Below are 17455 nucleotides of genomic sequence, written 5' to 3' on the forward strand. Positions count from 1 at the left end.
CTAGAAGCTTCTTTTTTCTTTTAACAAAATTAATCAACTATTATGTGGTAACTTAAGCGTTATTTACTTGTGCTTTTGTTAACACAACTGTATTTGTATATATGGGTCTAGTAATCGCATGAAACCCTTGTGCAAACTGTAGCTCAAATTGTTGCTCTGCGACAATATCCTGCGATGAGAAGCCTAGCAGTACATCAAGCTGGATGTTCTCTAAGCCAAGCTCCATATTTACGTTGTGGTAACCAAGGGAATCATAGGCAATTTCAAACGTCAGCACTGCCGCTTCTTTTTGTGCTAATGTAATCCGCTTGTAAGCCTTTAATTCACGTTCAGGCTGAAGCACGCTTGCGTACTTTTTGCGTATATACACCTGCACGACCTCATCCCCAGCACGTGCTCCCGAATTCGTAATTGTTGCCTTGACTGTAATCCCGTCTTCATGCTGTAGCATTTCCACCTCGCTTGCTTCAAACGAAGTATAGCTAAGGCCATAACCAAACGGGTAAAGTGGAGCGACATCCATTTCTAAGTAAGTTTGCCGCCAAAATTGTTTATGACCCGTTGCAAGCTGAGCATAATACACAGGAACCTGACCAAGCGCTTTAGGCAAAGTAACAGAGAGCTTGCCACCTGGGTTGTTCACACCAATTAACGTTTCGGCGATCGCTTCCGCTCCGCACATCCCTGGCTTCCATGCCTCAAGAATAGCGTTCATCGTGTTGCTTTCCTCTAATAGCTCCAGTGGACGACCGTTGCATAATACTAATACGACAGGACGTCCCGTAGCATGTAACGCACGGAGTAGCTTCTTTTGCTCATGGGATAAGCCAATTTCAATGCGGTCTGTAGATTCACCGCTATCATTGGTACCGCCCATTCCGCTTGTATCCCCACATACGGCGATAATCACATCTGCATCCTGAGCGATGGCTATAGCGTCTTCAATTTGTTCAAAATCTGGGCTGTTAGCATAGTTATACGTATCCTTAAGCCCTTGGGCATACACAACCTCCGTGTGTGGCAATGCCAGCTTTAATGCCTCATATACGGTCGGAATGTCATGATACAAGTCCTCGTAGCGTGTTTGTTGCTTTTTGAAAAATAGCGCCTTTGTGAGCATTTCTTCCTCTGGTAAATTTTCAGCACCCCTAAACATATCTTCAATATGTGAAGGATAGGAGTAATCGCTATACGCAAACTTTTTGCTATGTGCTAGTGGCCCTATGACTGCGACTTTACGCAGCTTAGGATTAGTTGGTTCTAAAGGCAACAGCTGTCCTTCATTTTTGAGCAAAGTCATCGAACGGAGCGCCATTTCCTTGGATATGGCTATCATTTCTGGCGTACAAAGCGATGCGTCAACTTTTTCTTCATCGACATAAGGATGATCAAACAAGCCCATTCGGAATTTGAGCGATAATATTTTATAGACAGCGGCATTTACAAGTGCAACTTCTACAATTTCTTTTTCAACTAAATCCTGTAAATATTTTGAAAACATAAAATCAATCTCACATTCAATTCCTGCCTCTATAGCAAGTTTTGTTGCTTCCTCTTGGGTACGGCAATAATCATGAAATGAGTTGATAAGCTGAATACCTGTGCCATCGGATAGTGTAATTCCTGTGAAGCCAAGCTTATCCCGTAACATGTCTCGTAAAAGAGTGGAAGAAGCGTGGACGGGAATTTGATCAATGCTATGATAAGCGGCCATCACACTTAAAGCGCCCCCATCACGAATCGTAGCGGCAAAAGGAATTGCATATCCGTCTAGTAGTTCACGTTCAGTTACATGGATCGGTGCACAGTTCCGCCCTCCATCACTAATCCCTTGGGCTACAAAATGTTTTAATGTAGAAATGACACCTTGGGACAGATCTTGCGATTGCAGGCCCTGGACATAGGCAACACCATATTGACTTGTTAAGTAAAAATCTTCACTAAAGGATTCCTCACATCTTCCGTAACGTGGATCACGAATCACATCAATGACGGGACCAAGCGCCCAACGTTCACCTGTCGCGAGCATTTCTTGACGCATAGCATCTGCCATCTTAGTGATCGGCGCCTCATCAAACATTGCACCTGCTCCGATATTTTGTGGATATAAGGTATGTCCTCGACTAAGTACACCTGAGGTCGCCTCTGTCATAAAAAATACAGGGATACCTAGGCGTGTCTCCTCAATAAAATGTTGCTGAATTGTATTCATGACTTTTGCCATATCATGCGGTAACAAATCTGTCGCTCCACCGATACGGGCAATATAACCACATCCATGTGGGATATGCCTTGTAGCTAGCTCAGATGAAAAGGTAAACTGTTCAACACTTGAAAGTAAATCTCCTAAACGTGTCGAGGTGAGCTGGGCAATTTTTTCTGGTAAAGTCATGTTAGCGATTAAATCTTCTGTTCGTTGTTGCCATGAGTAGGATGAATTACGATAAATTGCAGTTGTCATTTTATTAATTCTCCTCTTTTTTCAATTATGCAAACTCAAGCAATCAAGGATGAAGTAAATGTATGTATGCGCTTTAATGATTGTAATTCTTATTATACTATTCGTTTTGCACAAAAAATAGCAGAATACCACAACTATTATCCAAGAACTAATGTAAAATAGATAGAGCTTATATATGTCTGATAGGCATGAATTGTGTATAATGAATACATATGTTCGGTTAGCTTGAAGGTAGGGAGAGGGAAAACGTGAGAATATTAGGAATTGACCCTGGGATCGCCATCGTTGGTTTTGGGTTTATAGATAAAGTGGGACATAAAATCACTCCTGTTCAATATGGCTGTATTCAAACAGAGGCACACACACCAGATGAGGAGCGTCTACTGCACGTTTATGAAGCAATGGTACAATTGATAGAGAAATATAAACCAGATACGGTTGCCTTTGAAAAGTTATTTTTTAATCGTAATGTCACGAATGCGATGTCTGTAAGTCAAGCTAGAGGGGTGCTTATTTTAGCGGCAACTCAAAAAGGCTTACCCATCGCTGAATATACACCTATGCAGGTGAAGCAAGCCGTTGTTGGATATGGAAAAGCTGAAAAGAAACAGGTTCAGGAAATGACTCGTATGTTTTTAAAGCTACAAGCGATACCTAAGCCAGATGATGTAGCAGATGCACTTGCAGTAGCGATTTGTCATGCACATTCCTATATACTAAATTCTAAAATAAATGAGGTATTAAAATCATGATCGATTTTTTACGGGGGGAAGTAGCTTACATTGAAGCTGATTATGTCGCGCTTGATGTACAAGGTGTAGGTTATCAGGTATATTGCCCTAATCCATTTTACTATAGTGCTAAATCTAACTCAGTCGTAACAATTTATACGCACCACCATGTACGTGAGGATGCCATATTATTATTTGGTTTTACAAGTCAAGAGGAACGGCGATTGTTCCGTAAGCTGATCGAGGTATCTGGGATTGGGCCTAAAGTAGCCTTAGGTATTTTAAGTGGTGGGAACCCAGATGCAGTCATTGCCGCAATTCATCAAGAAAATATTAATTTCTTAATTAAATTACCGGGGATCGGGAAAAAAACCGCACAACGCATGATCCTTGATCTCAAAGATAAATTGAAAGATATGGGTGCTCCCTCCTTATTTGATGACTTTGCTGTGGTGGAAGCGAGTGCCAAAGAGTCTAGCTCTAGCTGGCAAGAGGCAAGGGAAGGTCTGAAAGCGCTAGGGTATACAGATTCAGAGCTTGACTCTGCATGGAAGAAATTGCATGATCAGATTTCTGCTAACGATAGCATTGATGTCGTGATGAAGAAGGCACTTAAACTGCTGTATGCAGGTTCATAAATGGTAGAAAGGAGGAATATAGGTGGATGATCGTATTATTTCTGCAAATCTGATGATGGAGGATCAGGCGGTTGAATTTAGTCTTCGCCCTCGTTATTTAGCAGAATATATTGGACAAAATCAAGTGAAGGAAAACTTGAAAATATATATTGAGGCAGCCAAATTGCGTAAGGAAGCGTTAGACCATGTATTGCTATATGGCCCGCCGGGGCTTGGTAAAACGACACTTGCAAATATTATTGCAAATGAGCTAGGGGTAAGCCTCAGAACAACCTCAGGACCAGCGATTGAGCGACCGGGTGATTTAGCTGCATTATTAACGAATTTACAAGAAGGCGATGTGCTATTTATTGATGAAATTCATCGTTTAAATCGCTCTGTAGAGGAAGTTTTGTACCCCGCTATGGAGGATTATGCGCTGGATATTATGATCGGTAAGGGACCAAGTGCTAGATCCGTGCGGCTAGACTTGCCTCCATTTACATTGATTGGGGCTACCACACGTGCAGGACTGTTATCTGCGCCACTCAGAGATCGTTTTGGTGTTGTTAGCCGTTTAGAGTTGTATACGATGGAGGAGCTAAGCTACATTGTGTCCCGTGGTGCGGATATTTTTGGAATTGAAATTATAGGAGATGCCGCGGATGAGATTGCACTTCGTTCAAGAGGGACACCACGTATTGCTAATCGCCTGCTTAAACGAGTGAGAGATTATGCTCAAGTACGTGGAGATGGCATGATTACTCCTGAAATCGCCAAAGAATCTTTAAAAATGCTTCAGGTTGACCCGATGGGCCTTGATTTAATCGATCATAAAATGTTGAATGCGATGATTACTAGCTTTCGAGGGGGTCCAGTAGGGCTAGATACGATTGCTGCTACCATTGGGGAAGAAAGTCAGACAATTGAAGATGTTTATGAACCGTATTTGATGCAAATTGGTTTTATTCAGCGGACACCTAGGGGAAGAACAGTAACTGCTGCTGCCTATCATCATTTAGGATTACCTATACCTGAGATGTAAGCTTACATTTTAAAGCAGAGAGGGAGTGCATGATGAAAATGAAAAGAAACAAAATTTTAGCTGTAGGTGCTAGCTTACTTGCAGCCATAATGATGTGGACAAGTATGCCGGTTGGGACTACACATGCGAATGAAGAAAATGTGAGAGTTGCTTTATTCGTGAATACAGGTAGCAATTATAAATTAACTGTGCCTGTCGTTACACTAAAAGGTGAGGGTGGATTACAAATTGGTCCTGCGGGTTCGCCATGGCTTGAATCTAGCAGTAATGAAACTACTAGATTTAGTATTGATAGCTTTAAGGTTAAAGCAATGCAAAGCACTAACTGGGCTAATATTGCTACCGCGATTAAAAAGCTACAAGCAACGTCAGACAAGCCTGTTGCTTATATGATTAATACCTCACAAGGGAACGTATATCAAATTTATACAGGTCCTTATGGCAGTAAAGCGGAAGCTAACACGGCTGCTACTCGTGTGTCCTCCACTCTTGCAAGTGATCTAGGTGGGCAAAAAGCAAGTGCAAAGGGACCCTATTATTATGAAGCAGGCCAATATAATTCTCAGGATCAAGCGCTAGCGATGCAGAGCAAGCTAATGGATGCTAATGTGGATGCTTATATTGCTGTTAAGGATAGTAGTAGCTTTGCGGTCTGGGCAGGTGGTGAAGTGGATGAGACTTCGCTTGCTGCACGCAAAGGTGAAGTGGTACAGGCTGGAGGGGGGACAACTCTTGTTACACCTGATCAGATGCCAATAGCACTTTTAAGTCATCAAGAGGTAACGCTTAATTTGTCTGCCCCATCCCCAGTGTCTCATTATGCTGTTTATGGGAGTAAGCCCGTTTTAAATATTACTAATTCTAGTAATCTACCAACTCAGGTAGTAGAGCGCTCTAATCGTAAGTATCGTGGCAATTTTGAGATTAGTGTACTTAGTGGCCAACTTGCTTTAGTAAATGAGTTGCCAATGAATCAATACTTATACTCTGTAGTTGCAGCTGAGGTACCTAGCTCTTGGGGAGCAGAAGCGCTTAAAGCACAAGCAGTTGCGGCACGTAGTTTTGCAAAATTTAATATGAAGGTAAATAAATTTAAAGTTGCAGGTTTAGTAGATACGACGCTAAGTCAAGTGTACAACGGAACTGAAAAGGAAGTGGCAAGTGTTATCTCTGCTGTGGATGCTACGAAAGGAGAAGTTATTTACTCTAACGGTAAAGTAGTAGAAGGTATTTTCTCTTCAAATAGCGGTGGAGTATCAGCAGACTCTACAGAGGCTTGGGGGAATGTTGACCCTGTTTTTGCAAGTGTCCCAAGTAAAGAGGATAAAGTATCTCAAAAGGCACTAAAGTCATGGTATTATATACAAATGCCAAGTGGAGTGGCTGGTTATGTACGTGAAGACAATGTAACCTTAACAGGTTCGTCTAACAATGCAGGACTCCCTTATGCAAAAGCAACGGCTAATGGTGTAAATGTACGTCCTCTTCCGCTTATTCAATCTAACGTTGCTGGGGTAGGGACATTAAATAACGGTCAACAGGTCGTTGTGTTAGCGACGGTGGCTCAATCAAATGAATATGACTGGATGCGTGGGCCGTTCACCTCTGCTCAATTAGTTAAATCATTAACGGGGAAGCTAACGACACCTGTTCCAGCCTCCATTTCTAATTTAGCTGTTTCACAGAGAGGGCCTTCTGGTCGTGTTATTCAGCTTACTGCCGACGGAAAAGACTTAAAAATTAAGTATCCTGATAGCTGGCGTTCGGCATTAGGTGGTTTACCAAGCACATTGTTTGATATTGTTCCCACTGGAATGTATACTGTACAAGGTGCTGGTAATAGTGTAGCTACAAGCACTGTAGCCAATACATCAACGGTAATGACTGCAGATGGAGCTCAGAAAGCAAGTTCCAATCAAATGGTCATATTAGGTGCGGAGCAAGCACGAGTGGTTGATAATAGTAATAATTTCATGTTTGTTGGTCGTGGTTATGGTCATGGTATCGGGATGTCCCAATGGGGAGCCAAAGGATTAGCAGATGCAGGTTATAGCTATGAGGATATATTAAAGCACTACTATCAAAATGTAACTATAATTAAGGAATGAAGATAAACTATGGATGTAGAGTTGTATGATTTTGATTTACCAGAGGAATTAATTGCTCAGACGCCACTTTTAGAACGAAGTGCTTCTCGTCTTTTAACACTAAATAAGCAGACTGGGGCGACGGAACATCATACATTTAATGAGTTGTTGTCGTATTTAAAGCCAGGGGATACTTTAGTGCTTAATGATACAAGAGTAATTCCTGCTAGAATGTTTGGTGTGAAGAAGGATACTGGGGCGAAAGCTGAGGTGCTTCTGCTTAAAGATCTAGGAGAAGACCGCTGGGAGGCATTAGTGAAGCCCGGTAAAAAGTTGAAAAAAGGGTCTGAGATTGTATTTAGTGATGAGCTAACGGCAATCATTGAAGATGAAAGTGATATGGGAGGACGAGTACTCAAGTTTACCTATCAAGGTATTTTTAATGAGATTTTAGATCGCCTTGGGCAAATGCCTTTGCCACCATATATTAAAGAAAAACTGGACGATCGTGAGCGTTATCAGACCGTATATTCCAAGCATGAAGGCTCTGCGGCGGCGCCTACAGCAGGCTTACATTTTACAGAGTCGCTTTTACAGCAGATTGCAGATATGGGTGTTCAAATTACTTTTATCACATTACATGTTGGTTTAGGCACATTTAGACCCATGTCCGTAGATCGAGTTGAGGATCATGTTATGCATGAGGAATTTTATATGTTGTCTAAAGAGACAGCACAGATTCTAAATGAAACGAAGGCACGTGGGGGTCGTATTATTGCAGTGGGTACAACGTCTGCACGTACACTTGAAACCGTTGCGGGGCAAATTGGAGATGGTCCCGTTGTTGAAACTAGTGGATGGACAGGCATCTTTATTTATCCAGGCTATAAATTTGGCTTGGTGGATGCGATGCTTACGAACTTCCATTTGCCTAAATCCACGTTAGTAATGCTTGTAAGTGCTCTTGCGGGACGTGAGCATGTATTAGCTGCCTATCGTGAAGCAATTGAAATGCGTTATCGCTTTTTTAGCTTTGGTGACGCAATGTTCATTTATTAGGAGTATCTTAATTAAAGATCTAAATAAAAATTAGTGATTGACAATAACAAGATGGTAGTCTACCACTAATTTATAAGATGAACCTTAATTAAGATGTTATTTTTAAAATAGAGGATGGATGATGAGATTGAGCGCAGCAATAACCTATGAACATATTAAAACGTGTAAGCAGTCTGGTGCTCGTTTAGGTGTGGTGCATACGCCACATGGTTCCTTTGAAACACCAATTTTTATGCCTGTAGGCACACAAGCAACCGTGAAAACGATGAGTCCTGAAGAATTAAAGGAAATGGAAGCAAAAATCATATTGAGTAATACGTATCATTTATTTTTGCGTCCAGGACATGACATCGTGCGTGAAGCGGGTGGCTTGCATAAATTCATGAATTGGGATCGCCCTATTTTAACAGATAGTGGTGGCTTCCAAGTTTTCTCTTTAAGTGAAATGCGTAAAATTACAGAGGAAGGCGTACACTTTCGTTCTCATCTAAATGGGGATAAATTATTTTTATCACCAGAGGTTGCGATGGAAATTCAAAACGCATTAGGTTCAGATATTATGATGGCCTTTGATGAATGTGCGCCTTATCCCGCAGAATATGATTATGTGAAGCAATCGCTTGAGCGTACATCTCGTTGGGCAGAGCGTTGTTTAAATAGCCATGCTAGACCACAAGATCAAGGATTATTTGCGATCGTTCAAGGTGGAATGTTCGAGGATTTACGTAAACAAAGTGCAAAGGATTTGACTTCACTTGATTTTCCAGGTTATGCTATTGGTGGACTGAGTGTGGGCGAACCTAAGCATTTAATGTATGAGGTGCTGGATTATACAGTGCCATTATTGCCTACTAACAAACCTCGTTACTTGATGGGGGTAGGTTCACCAGATGCGCTTATTGAAGGCTCCATTCGTGGTGTTGATATGTTTGATTGCGTATTGCCAACACGAATTGCGCGTAATGGGACAACGATGACAAGTCAAGGAAGGCTTGTAATTCGTAATGCTAAGTTTGAGCGAGACTTTGGTCCACTTGATCCTGAATGTGATTGTTACACTTGTCGGAATTATTCACGTGCCTATTTACGTCATTTGATTAAGGCCGATGAGACCTTCGGATTGCGCTTGACCTCTTATCATAACTTACACTTTTTAATTAATTTGATGAGTCAGGTGCGTCAGGCAATTCGTGAAGATCGTTTGCTTGATTTTCGGGATGAGTTTTTTGAGCAATATGGCCTACATGGTAATACCAAAGGCTTTTAATTATAATTTGGAGGGATATTCATGTTTCAGTTTGCAGCAGCACAACCAGGTGGATCTAGTAGCTTGATTACTATGGTTCTATCATTTGCATTTATGTTTGGGGTATTTTATTTTGTGTTGATTCGTCCACAAAAGAAAAAACAACAATCAAGAACTCAAATGCTTAGTACGTTAAAAAAGGGTGATAAGATTGTAACTATTGGTGGTTTACATGGTACAATCCTAGAAATCACTAATGAGACGGTTGTACTACTTGTTAACGATGTAACTAAACTTACTTTTGAGCGTAGTGCAATTAGTCACGCGATTAATATCAGCTAAAAATATGTAACGAAAAAAGCCACCTTCTGGATGAAAGTTTTTTCATTCCGAAGGTGGCTTTTTTATGTGCGATTAAGTCCAAATATTTATTATTGCGATAAAGAAGGAGAGATGGCCTTACCCTGATGAATTCGTGTCGCCCATCTTGTTCCTAACGTTGTAGCAACACTAGCTAAAATTAAGCCTGCCACCATATCGCTTACCCAATGAATTGCAAAATAAAGCGTTGAGAACATGATAATAACTGCAGAGATCATCGTAATTATTTTCCATATCTTATTCCCAGAACGAAAGCCTAAAATAGCCATAGAGACTGAAATTGAGGTATGTAGACTTGGAAAGCAGTTGTCAATACCAGAAAATTGACGATAAACCTCGTTAAATTTAGGAAATACCTCAAGCATATAAAATATTGAACCTGATGGCGCATATGACCATACTTCATGAACAGGAACAAACAAATAAAAAGGAATTGCAACCATATAGTTAATCATTACAGTACAACAAGTTGCATACATTGAAATTTTGTTGTTATCTGAGGCATAAACCGCAAGTGAAGCAATAATTAAACCTTGAAAAACGATAACATAAAAAATAGCACATATAATGTTAAGCCATTGTGAATGAAATAGTTGTTGAAAGTTTTGAATAAAATGACCTTCAAGATTATATATGAGTGGCGTAAAATCTACGTTGTAATCCATCGCCTGTTCCCATTGCAGTTCCCAGCTATTAATAAGAAGTACACCAATCATTGCAATAACGAGAAATAAAAATTTACGAGAAGCAATAAATTGCTTGCCTAATGCCCAAAAAGCTTTAAACGGATTTTTTAATGTGCTTATCCATATGAGAATCAGTGTCACAAAAGTAGTGACCATTGAAATCATTGGCATGGATTGAAATATAACCAATATGAAACCTCCTTGTGTCTCCCATCTCAAGACTATAGTTTACCACAGGAGGACAATAAACAGAAATTCATTTATTATTTTTTACTTAAATTGACCCCAATCATTCCGCCAAAAGCACTGATACACATCGTTGGCAATAGTAATGTTAGATCAGACCATGTAATGGAGCTGTCTAGTGCAAGAAAGCTTGTCAGCATCAAAAGTATGCCATACATAAAACCTGTAACAGCACCTTGATACCAGCCTTTACGTGATGAGCGTTTACCTGCCACGATCCCACCAATCAAAAGAGAAATGGCATGAATAATATAAGTGAAATTAGGCAAACTAATTTCTTCAAGTATGTCCCATTGCAGAAGCAACGATAATACAAGTGCCCCCATCATCATCCATAAAAAGGCATACCATAGTCCAGAAAGTATAGGGTGTTCTAGGCGGAATGAAGCAAATCGGCGAATAAGTTGCATAACATGTCCTCCAATCATTGTAATACTTCATTTTATGGTGCGAGGTAGCTAGTTATTACAGCATGTCTCATAATATTTTGAAAACAGGTCACAATATAAAAATTGTACTAGCCAAATACTTAGCAAGTGGAGGTCTACGATGACAGCACATATTTTGAACCATGTGATTCGTACCCTTTTAATGTACTTTACTGTCTTTGCTTCCATGAGAATTATGGGGAAAAGAGAGATTGGAGAATTATCCATTTTTGATTTAGTTATTTCCATTATGATTGCGGAAATTGGGGTATTTGTAATTGATGATTTATCTCGTCCGCTTTATGAGGGGTTTATCCCAATCATTGTACTTGTTGTTGTTCAAATCTCACTTTCTCAGCTCTCCTTATATAGTCGTAAGCTAAGAGTTTTTGTTGATGGCAAACCAAGTGTCATTATTAAGCATGGAGAAATTAACCAGCATGAGATGAAAAAACAACGGTATAATTTGGATGATTTGCTTATGCAGCTACGTTCCCAAAATATCGGGAGTATTAATGACGTTGAGTTTGCTGTTTTAGAAACAAGTGGACAATTAAGTGTATTACCTAAGCCTGACAAAAAGCCTGGTAAAAATTTTAAAAAAACAAATGGAAATCGCTACTTATTGTCAAAGATAAAATACAGTGCCTTGCCAATTCCGTTAATTATGGATGGAGCTGTGCAGGATGAAAATTTGGAGGATATTGGACAAACGAGGTTTTGGCTAAAACAACAGCTTCAATCCAAAGGGATTTTAGATTTTAAAGAAGTTTTTTTCTGTACCTTAGATTATAAAGGCGATATTTATGTTAATCTAAAGGATCCAAAGCTTTGAATTTTTAAGACCAATCAAAATAAAAAGTGGCTAACTGTTTGATGGTTGCCACTTTTTTTAGTTATAGATATTTCGGCTAAAAGAGCCGATATTTCATTTCCGTTCAATTAGCATGAAAAGTTAATGATTAAACCTCTTTTTAATAAACGGGATTCTTTTAATATCATGAATATCAAGCATACCGAGTAAAAGTAGTAAAATTAAATATATAATGGCAGAGCCCCCAGATACCACAACGATTTGGGATACAGCTGAAGCACCTGCGACAACTTGCTCATAAATAAATTTTCCTGCTGCACCCATAATAAACATGGCACTCACGATTTTAATAATATCTAAAAATGGGACATGATAATGAATTTTGCGTGCAATGCTATAGCTGTGAAGTAAGGTAACGATAATCATATTTGCAGCAATCGCTATGACAGCACCATAAATGCCAAAGCTTGGATTTACAGCTAAATAGAAAATGAGCACAATTTTTATTATCGCTCCAATTAACGTGTTAATTAAAGCACGTCCAGGCTGATCAAGTGCCTGTAGTGCGGCTTGCAATGGTGGCTGAGCATATATAAAAATGGCAAAGGGAGCAATCAGCCTTAACATACCTGCAATATCAGCATGATTAAAAATGACTAGACATAACGGCTCAGCAATTACATACATAATTGCCGCAAAAGGTGCACCTGTGAGTAATGCAAGTCGAAGTGACTGATGAAGACGTAGGTGTATCGTCTTTTCGTCTCCTTTCGCTTTTGCTTCTGATAATGAGGGAACAAGAGAAGTAGCTAGCGATGCTGTCAGAGCACCTGGCAACAAAATGAGTGGGATAATCATGCCTTGTAGTGCACCATATTGGGCAGTAGCTACGGCAGTGGCAACCCCTGCAATTGCTAAGGCTTGAGCTGTTGTGATGGATTCAAGCAAATAAGATAATGAGCCTACTAGCCTACCTGCTGTAACTGGAATGGCAATCGTCAGTAATGATTTTATTGATGAAATAAAGCCTGCATTCTCAGGCTTCACTTGTTGTGTTGGTTGTAAAGGTTCTACCAGCCCGGCTTCCTCTGGGTCTAAGCCAGCTTTAGCAGATTTTTTACCTTCACGTCTCCGCATTTTAGAATATTGCCACAACAATACGGCAAATCCGACAGCTTCACCCGCCACGACCCCTAACATTGCGCCTGCCGCTCCATAGGCAAGTCCCATAGGTAACATGAGATAAGAAAAACATAATCCACAAATGATTCTTGCAATCGTTTCTAGCGTAGAAGATAATGCTGATGGAATCATATCCTGCTTGCCCTGAAAGTACCCTCGATACACGGAAGATGCTGCGACAATGACGATCATCGGACTCATCGCTAAAAATGTCTGGTACACCCTAGGATCTGTTAAAATATGATTACTGACCCAAGGTGCAAATACGATGCTTAATATAGTGAATAAAGCACCCACACCACAAGTAAGAATCAAGCTGTTGCGAAGGATCGCAGACGACTTTTTCGTATCACCTTGAGATTCTGCTTCGGCAACTAGCTTTGCAACTGCGAGTGGTATCCCACCAGATATGATCGTGACGATGACTAGGAAGAAAGGATACCCAAGCTGATATAGCCCCACGCCTTCATCTCCAATAATTCTTGGTAATAAAATTCGAGGAAGAAATCCTAATATACGATTAATTACCCCTGCGACCATTAAAATCATAGCACCTTGTATAAATGTTTGTTTATTCACGCATTTTTCCCTCTTTTCAACAGGACAGGATACTTTTATTTATAGATATGCGGGACCTGTCCAAATTCATGACATGATCCTAGAACTCAATTTATGAATCTGTGCATAGCAGGAATTATTTTTTTAAGGTAGAATTGTATTATAGGTGAGTGAAGAGGGGGCATATAACCATGTCAGATGAAATGATTACCAACGAAGAATTCGACAAAGCCATTTTAGGTTTATGCCAGAGCAAGGCGGAGGAATTTCACCTCATTGGGTATGAGCATGTTACTGCGGAAGACATATGGAATTGTGTGTCCTCTAAATACAAAAAACAACAATTACCTAGAACACACCAGCTTGTGAATGATATTTTATCACTCAAAGCAACTCAGTTTATGAACTATTTAACTCTCTCTATGTATAGAGGGGACCCTATATAACCATGTACGGAACAGACGTAATACATTTAATTTATAACTGAAAATTCGTATATATTTATCGACAGAATTCAGCTTCTCCCTCCAAGTGATGGTGAGGCTGTTTTAGACTTTGTCTAAAAGTACACAAAAACGCCAACTTTTGATAAATTGACGGTCTTTTCTGACATGGCTATAATAGGAATATTGAGAATTTGAAAGGGGTACGAAGTACGGGATGAAAAAAAGAATCATCGCATTCATAGTCGTTGTATTAGTTACAACTGGAATTATGGTGTGGACAACCCCAGGTTTATTGCGAAATGTACATCTTGGTCTTGATTTAAAGGGCGGATTTGAAATTTTGTATGAAGCCACACCATTTGAACAAGGGGCAAAAGTAACGAAGGAATCATTAGTTCAAACTGCACAAAGCTTGGAGAAACGTGCCGATGCACTTGGAACAAGTGAACCGGAAGTAACAACAGAAGGAACGAACCGTATTCGCTTGAAGTTAGCAGGTGTAACGGATGAAGCGGCAGTTCGTGAGAAAATGAAAGAGCCGATGACACTTACGTTCCGTAGTAAAGATGGAACAGAGAAGGAACCAAACCAATATAACAAAATTGAGTTGATTGGGACTGACTTTGTTGAGGGCGGAGCTAAGGTTGAATATGACTCATTAAAGCAACCAGTCATTGCAATTAAGCTCAAAGACGCTAAAAAGTTTGAGCAAATTACTGAACGATTGTTAGGCCAAGAACTTGCTATTTTCCTTGATGAAAATATGTTGTCTAATCCAGTAGTTAGAGCCGTGTTGTCAGATGGTAATGCTTCTATTTCTGGCAAATACACAGTAGAAGAAGCTAAACAGCTCCGTGATAACATTAACTTAGGGGCATTGCCACTTAAGCTAACTGAAAAATATTCGCAAAGCGTTGGTGCTACACTAGGTCAACAATCTTTGACTTCTACGATTGAAGCAGGTTTAATTGCAACTGTTTTAATTATCATTTTTATGACGTTTATGTACCATATTCCTGGTTTGTTTGCAGCATTTGCACTTATTGTTCATACTTGGCTATTGATTGCCGTGTTTGTATTGGCTGATTTTACGCTAACCTTGCCGGGGATCGGAGCTCTTATACTGGGGATTGGTATGGCTGTTGATGCCAATATTATTTCAAGTGAACGTATTCGTGAAGAATTGCAAAGTGGGAAAAGCGTATTGTCTGCGGTGAAGTCCGGTAGCAAGCATTCACTTCGTACGATTTTGGACTCTAATATTACAACCATTATCGTAGCCGCAGTTATGTTTGCATATGGTACAGGTGCGGTTAAAGGCTTTGCACTTGTATTGATCGTTGAAATTCTGTTAAGTATTTTGACGAATGTTTACTTCTCACGCTTCTTGCTGAACCTCTTGCTGAAATCAGGCAAGTTGCTTAAACCGAAATATTTCGGGGTAAAGGAGAGTGAAATCAGTGAACTTTAAGAAGAAATTAAATGTTTTAAACTATGTACACCTTAGTCGCTATTTCTTTACAATATCGATCATTTTAACGATTTTAGGTGGTTTATGTCTCGGATTTTTTGGTTTGAATTATGGTGTTGACTTTAAGGCTGGATCTAATGTAGATATTTCCTTAACAAAGGAGCTTTCTGCAAATGATGTAAAGCCGATCGTTGAAAAGTTAGGATTGACTCGTGGTGTTGAATATAGCGAGGGAAATAATCGCTTAAACATTCGTTTTACTGAAGTGCTAAGTCCTGATAATGATCATAAGTTAAAAGAGGAAATTAATAAGCTAGATCCAGGTGCTTCCTTCGAAGTGAATACAGTAGATACTGAAATGGCTAAGGAATTAGCGGCAAATGCAATTAAAGCCGTTCTCATTTCTTGTATCGGGATTATCATATACGTAAGTATTCGTTTTGAATGGAGATTTGCACTAGCGGCTGTTATTGCGTTGTTACACGATGCATTTATTGTCGTAGCTCTTTTCTCCCTCTTCCGTTGGGAAGTTGATTTAACATTTATTATCGCGGTTCTAACGATTATTGGTTATTCTATTAATGATACAATCGTTATCTTTGACCGTATTCGTGAAAACCTGCGTTTTGCTAAAATTAAGACTCGTCAAGATTTGATAGAGTTAGTAAACCATAGTATTTCCCAGACAATAATGCGTTCCTTGTATACAGCATTAACTGTATTTATTGCCGCATTGTTACTCTTCTTCCTTGGTGGAGAATCTATTCGTATGTTCTCACTTGCTATGACGATTGGGATTTTATATGGTGCATATTCCACAATCTTTATCGCGAGTCCATTGTGGTTCTTATTTAAAAGTAAACAAAATAATAAATCCGGCAAACCGTCCAAAGCGACTGTTTAGTTAGGTAGGTAGATTGGCAGGATAGGGCCGCGTCGATTGGGATGCGGCCCTATCGCTTTTATAGCATTATTTTTTTGGGGAGGGTTATTATGAACCGCGAACAACATGACTCATCTGCTTGGTCTGGAATTGTAAGTGACATCGTGTTAGCCCTGTTTAAAGGCGTAATTGGACTCGGATTCAACAGTCTTACGTTGCTATCAGGTGCACTATATTCAGCCTCAGATGCACTGGCTGCTGTAGCGGAGAAATTAAAGCTTAAAGCTCCATCCAAACAAATGCTTAGATACCGTACTAAGGAAGCAATAGATCCACTTATTGCAGTCATTTTTTGTTCCATATTTATTGTTGGTGGATTATGGATGATTATGACCGCAGTTACAACAATTATGGGAGAGGAAATTGAAGCCCCAGGTTATATTGCGGGACTTGCGGTTGTACTGTCCATTGCGCTAAAGGAAGTTGTATTTCAATATCAGTATCGGCAACAGAAGCAGAACAAAGAAAACATGCAAAAGTGTATTGAGAATCACCGCTATTCCTTGTATACTTCTATTTTTGTATTGCTAGGTGTTTTTGGCTCCATGCTTGGTCAAGCAACGGATATTTTTGCTTTACTTTATTTGGATGCTTTAGCTGCTATAGTTGTAGCCTGCTTGTTATTTTGGCGTGCTTATCGATTATTAGTTACTGCAATTTATGTACCTGAACTTATAAATGAACCTGTAGAAAATGTAATGCCATTAATTGAAACTGTTCAACGTGTACATGGTGTTATATTGGTAGATGAGCTCATCGCTCAGGAGCAGGGACATTATATTTTTGTCAAAGTAAAAATTAGTGTAAACCCAAGGATTACAGTGCTTGAGGCACAGGAAATTGCAAATCGTGCTAGAGTGCTCTTGTTACATCGTTTTTCACATATTAGTGAGGTTAATGTTGAGATTGTACCGTATGCATTAGGTTATCCTTATAAAAGTAACCATGAGGATTCAGATGCGGATATGCCCACACTAATTCAGTGATCAGAGAAAAATGACAGTCATAGCGTAATCTATTATGATGCAAATGGCTCCAGTATGAAGGAAGGTGT

Annotated in this window: 16 protein-coding genes; 12 read left to right on the forward strand and 4 right to left on the reverse strand. The window is 39.7% G+C overall.

Translation table 11 applies throughout. The annotated features are described in order from the left end of the window. Positions 1-52: 52 nt before the first annotated feature. Entirely contained in the window at positions 53-2461 is a 2409-nt protein-coding gene (locus tag ABE099_RS15600) for a glycoside hydrolase family 3 N-terminal domain-containing protein (RefSeq protein WP_430032042.1), read from the reverse strand. A 248-nt stretch (positions 2462-2709) separates the two neighbouring features. Between ABE099_RS15600 and ruvC the strand changes: the two genes are divergently transcribed. The 7 genes from ruvC to yajC all read left to right on the forward strand — a co-directional run bounded on the left by ruvC (position 2710) and on the right by yajC (position 9588). After that, positions 2710-3213 carry a crossover junction endodeoxyribonuclease RuvC gene (gene ruvC, locus ABE099_RS15605; RefSeq protein ID WP_430032043.1) on the forward strand — a complete coding sequence of 168 codons (504 nt, stop codon included), beginning with the start codon at positions 2710-2712 and terminating at the stop codon, positions 3211-3213. Beyond that, positions 3210-3830 (forward strand): Holliday junction branch migration protein RuvA, encoded by a 621-nt coding sequence (ruvA, locus tag ABE099_RS15610; protein ID WP_430032044.1) that lies wholly within the window; start codon positions 3210-3212, stop codon positions 3828-3830. The genes ruvC and ruvA overlap by 4 nt, the downstream gene beginning before the upstream one ends. Before the next feature lie 22 nt (positions 3831-3852). Continuing rightward, positions 3853-4854 (forward strand): Holliday junction branch migration DNA helicase RuvB, encoded by a 1002-nt coding sequence (gene ruvB / locus ABE099_RS15615; protein WP_430032045.1) that lies wholly within the window; start codon positions 3853-3855, stop codon positions 4852-4854. A 32-nt stretch (positions 4855-4886) separates the two neighbouring features. Next, positions 4887-6962: a SpoIID/LytB domain-containing protein gene (locus ABE099_RS15620; RefSeq protein ID WP_430032046.1), complete on the forward strand. Its 2076-nt coding sequence runs from the start codon at positions 4887-4889 to the stop codon at positions 6960-6962. 9 nt (positions 6963-6971) lie between these two features. Then, positions 6972-8000 carry a tRNA preQ1(34) S-adenosylmethionine ribosyltransferase-isomerase QueA gene (gene queA / locus ABE099_RS15625; protein WP_430032047.1) on the forward strand — a complete coding sequence of 343 codons (1029 nt, stop codon included), beginning with the start codon at positions 6972-6974 and terminating at the stop codon, positions 7998-8000. A 127-nt stretch (positions 8001-8127) separates the two neighbouring features. Beyond that, the gene (gene tgt / locus ABE099_RS15630; RefSeq protein ID WP_430032048.1) at positions 8128-9267 is read left to right on the forward strand and encodes a tRNA guanosine(34) transglycosylase Tgt; all 1140 of its coding nucleotides are present in this window, start codon (positions 8128-8130) and stop codon (positions 9265-9267) included. A 15-nt stretch (positions 9268-9282) separates the two neighbouring features. Beyond that, positions 9283-9588: a preprotein translocase subunit YajC gene (gene yajC / locus ABE099_RS15635; protein ID WP_430032075.1), complete on the forward strand. Its 306-nt coding sequence runs from the start codon at positions 9283-9285 to the stop codon at positions 9586-9588. Between the two features lie 89 nt (positions 9589-9677). On the opposite strand, the gene ABE099_RS15640 is transcribed toward yajC, so the two are convergent. Together ABE099_RS15640 and ABE099_RS15645 are read right to left on the reverse strand one after the other, a co-directional pair. Continuing rightward, positions 9678-10502: a phosphatase PAP2 family protein gene (locus ABE099_RS15640; protein ID WP_430032049.1), complete on the reverse strand. Its 825-nt coding sequence runs from the start codon at positions 10500-10502 to the stop codon at positions 9678-9680. A 74-nt stretch (positions 10503-10576) separates the two neighbouring features. Beyond that, positions 10577-10969: a TIGR04086 family membrane protein gene (locus ABE099_RS15645; protein ID WP_430032050.1), complete on the reverse strand. Its 393-nt coding sequence runs from the start codon at positions 10967-10969 to the stop codon at positions 10577-10579. Positions 10970-11108: 139 nt separating this feature from the next. Between ABE099_RS15645 and ABE099_RS15650 the strand changes: the two genes are divergently transcribed. Continuing rightward, entirely contained in the window at positions 11109-11822 is a 714-nt protein-coding gene (locus ABE099_RS15650; protein WP_430032051.1) for a DUF421 domain-containing protein, read from the forward strand. 120 nt (positions 11823-11942) lie between these two features. On the opposite strand, the gene spoVB is transcribed toward ABE099_RS15650, so the two are convergent. Beyond that, a complete protein-coding gene (gene spoVB / locus ABE099_RS15655) occupies positions 11943-13562 on the reverse strand; it encodes a stage V sporulation protein B (RefSeq protein WP_430032052.1) in 1620 nt (539 codons plus the stop codon). A gap of 170 nt (positions 13563-13732) precedes the next feature. On the opposite strand from spoVB, the gene ABE099_RS15660 reads away from it, so the two are divergent. The 4 genes from ABE099_RS15660 to ABE099_RS15675 all read left to right on the forward strand — a co-directional run bounded on the left by ABE099_RS15660 (position 13733) and on the right by ABE099_RS15675 (position 17387). Continuing rightward, positions 13733-13987, forward strand: a complete 255-nt coding sequence (locus tag ABE099_RS15660; protein WP_210088565.1) for a post-transcriptional regulator — start codon at positions 13733-13735, stop codon at positions 13985-13987. Between the two features lie 214 nt (positions 13988-14201). Then, the gene (gene secD, locus ABE099_RS15665) at positions 14202-15458 is read left to right on the forward strand and encodes a protein translocase subunit SecD (RefSeq protein ID WP_430032053.1); all 1257 of its coding nucleotides are present in this window, start codon (positions 14202-14204) and stop codon (positions 15456-15458) included. Then, positions 15448-16362, forward strand: a complete 915-nt coding sequence (gene secF, locus ABE099_RS15670) for a protein translocase subunit SecF (protein WP_430032054.1) — start codon at positions 15448-15450, stop codon at positions 16360-16362. The genes secD and secF overlap by 11 nt, the downstream gene beginning before the upstream one ends. A gap of 89 nt (positions 16363-16451) precedes the next feature. Further along, the gene (locus tag ABE099_RS15675; RefSeq protein ID WP_430032055.1) at positions 16452-17387 is read left to right on the forward strand and encodes a cation diffusion facilitator family transporter; all 936 of its coding nucleotides are present in this window, start codon (positions 16452-16454) and stop codon (positions 17385-17387) included. Positions 17388-17455 lie beyond the last annotated feature (68 nt).

The organism is Paenibacillus turicensis (assembly GCF_050461185.1).
GTDB classification, from domain to species: Bacteria; Bacillota; Bacilli; order Paenibacillales; family Paenibacillaceae; genus Fontibacillus; species Fontibacillus turicensis_A.

Bases quoted from the DNA above. Each gene is read 5' to 3' on its own strand.
- ABE099_RS15600 (WP_430032042.1), bottom strand. From the start codon at position 2,461: ATGACAACTGCAATTTATCGTAATTCATCCTACTCATGGCAACAACGA.
- ruvA (WP_430032044.1), top strand. From the start codon at position 3,210: ATGATCGATTTTTTACGGGGGGAAGTAGCTTACATTGAAGCTGATTAT.
- ABE099_RS15620 (WP_430032046.1), top strand. From the start codon at position 4,887: ATGAAAATGAAAAGAAACAAAATTTTAGCTGTAGGTGCTAGCTTACTT.
- queA (WP_430032047.1), top strand. From the start codon at position 6,972: ATGGATGTAGAGTTGTATGATTTTGATTTACCAGAGGAATTAATTGCT.
- ABE099_RS15645 (WP_430032050.1), bottom strand. From the start codon at position 10,969: ATGCAACTTATTCGCCGATTTGCTTCATTCCGCCTAGAACACCCTATA.
- ABE099_RS15650 (WP_430032051.1), top strand. From the start codon at position 11,109: ATGACAGCACATATTTTGAACCATGTGATTCGTACCCTTTTAATGTAC.
- ABE099_RS15660 (WP_210088565.1), top strand. From the start codon at position 13,733: ATGTCAGATGAAATGATTACCAACGAAGAATTCGACAAAGCCATTTTA.
- secD (WP_430032053.1), top strand. From the start codon at position 14,202: ATGAAAAAAAGAATCATCGCATTCATAGTCGTTGTATTAGTTACAACT.
- ABE099_RS15675 (WP_430032055.1), top strand. From the start codon at position 16,452: ATGAACCGCGAACAACATGACTCATCTGCTTGGTCTGGAATTGTAAGT.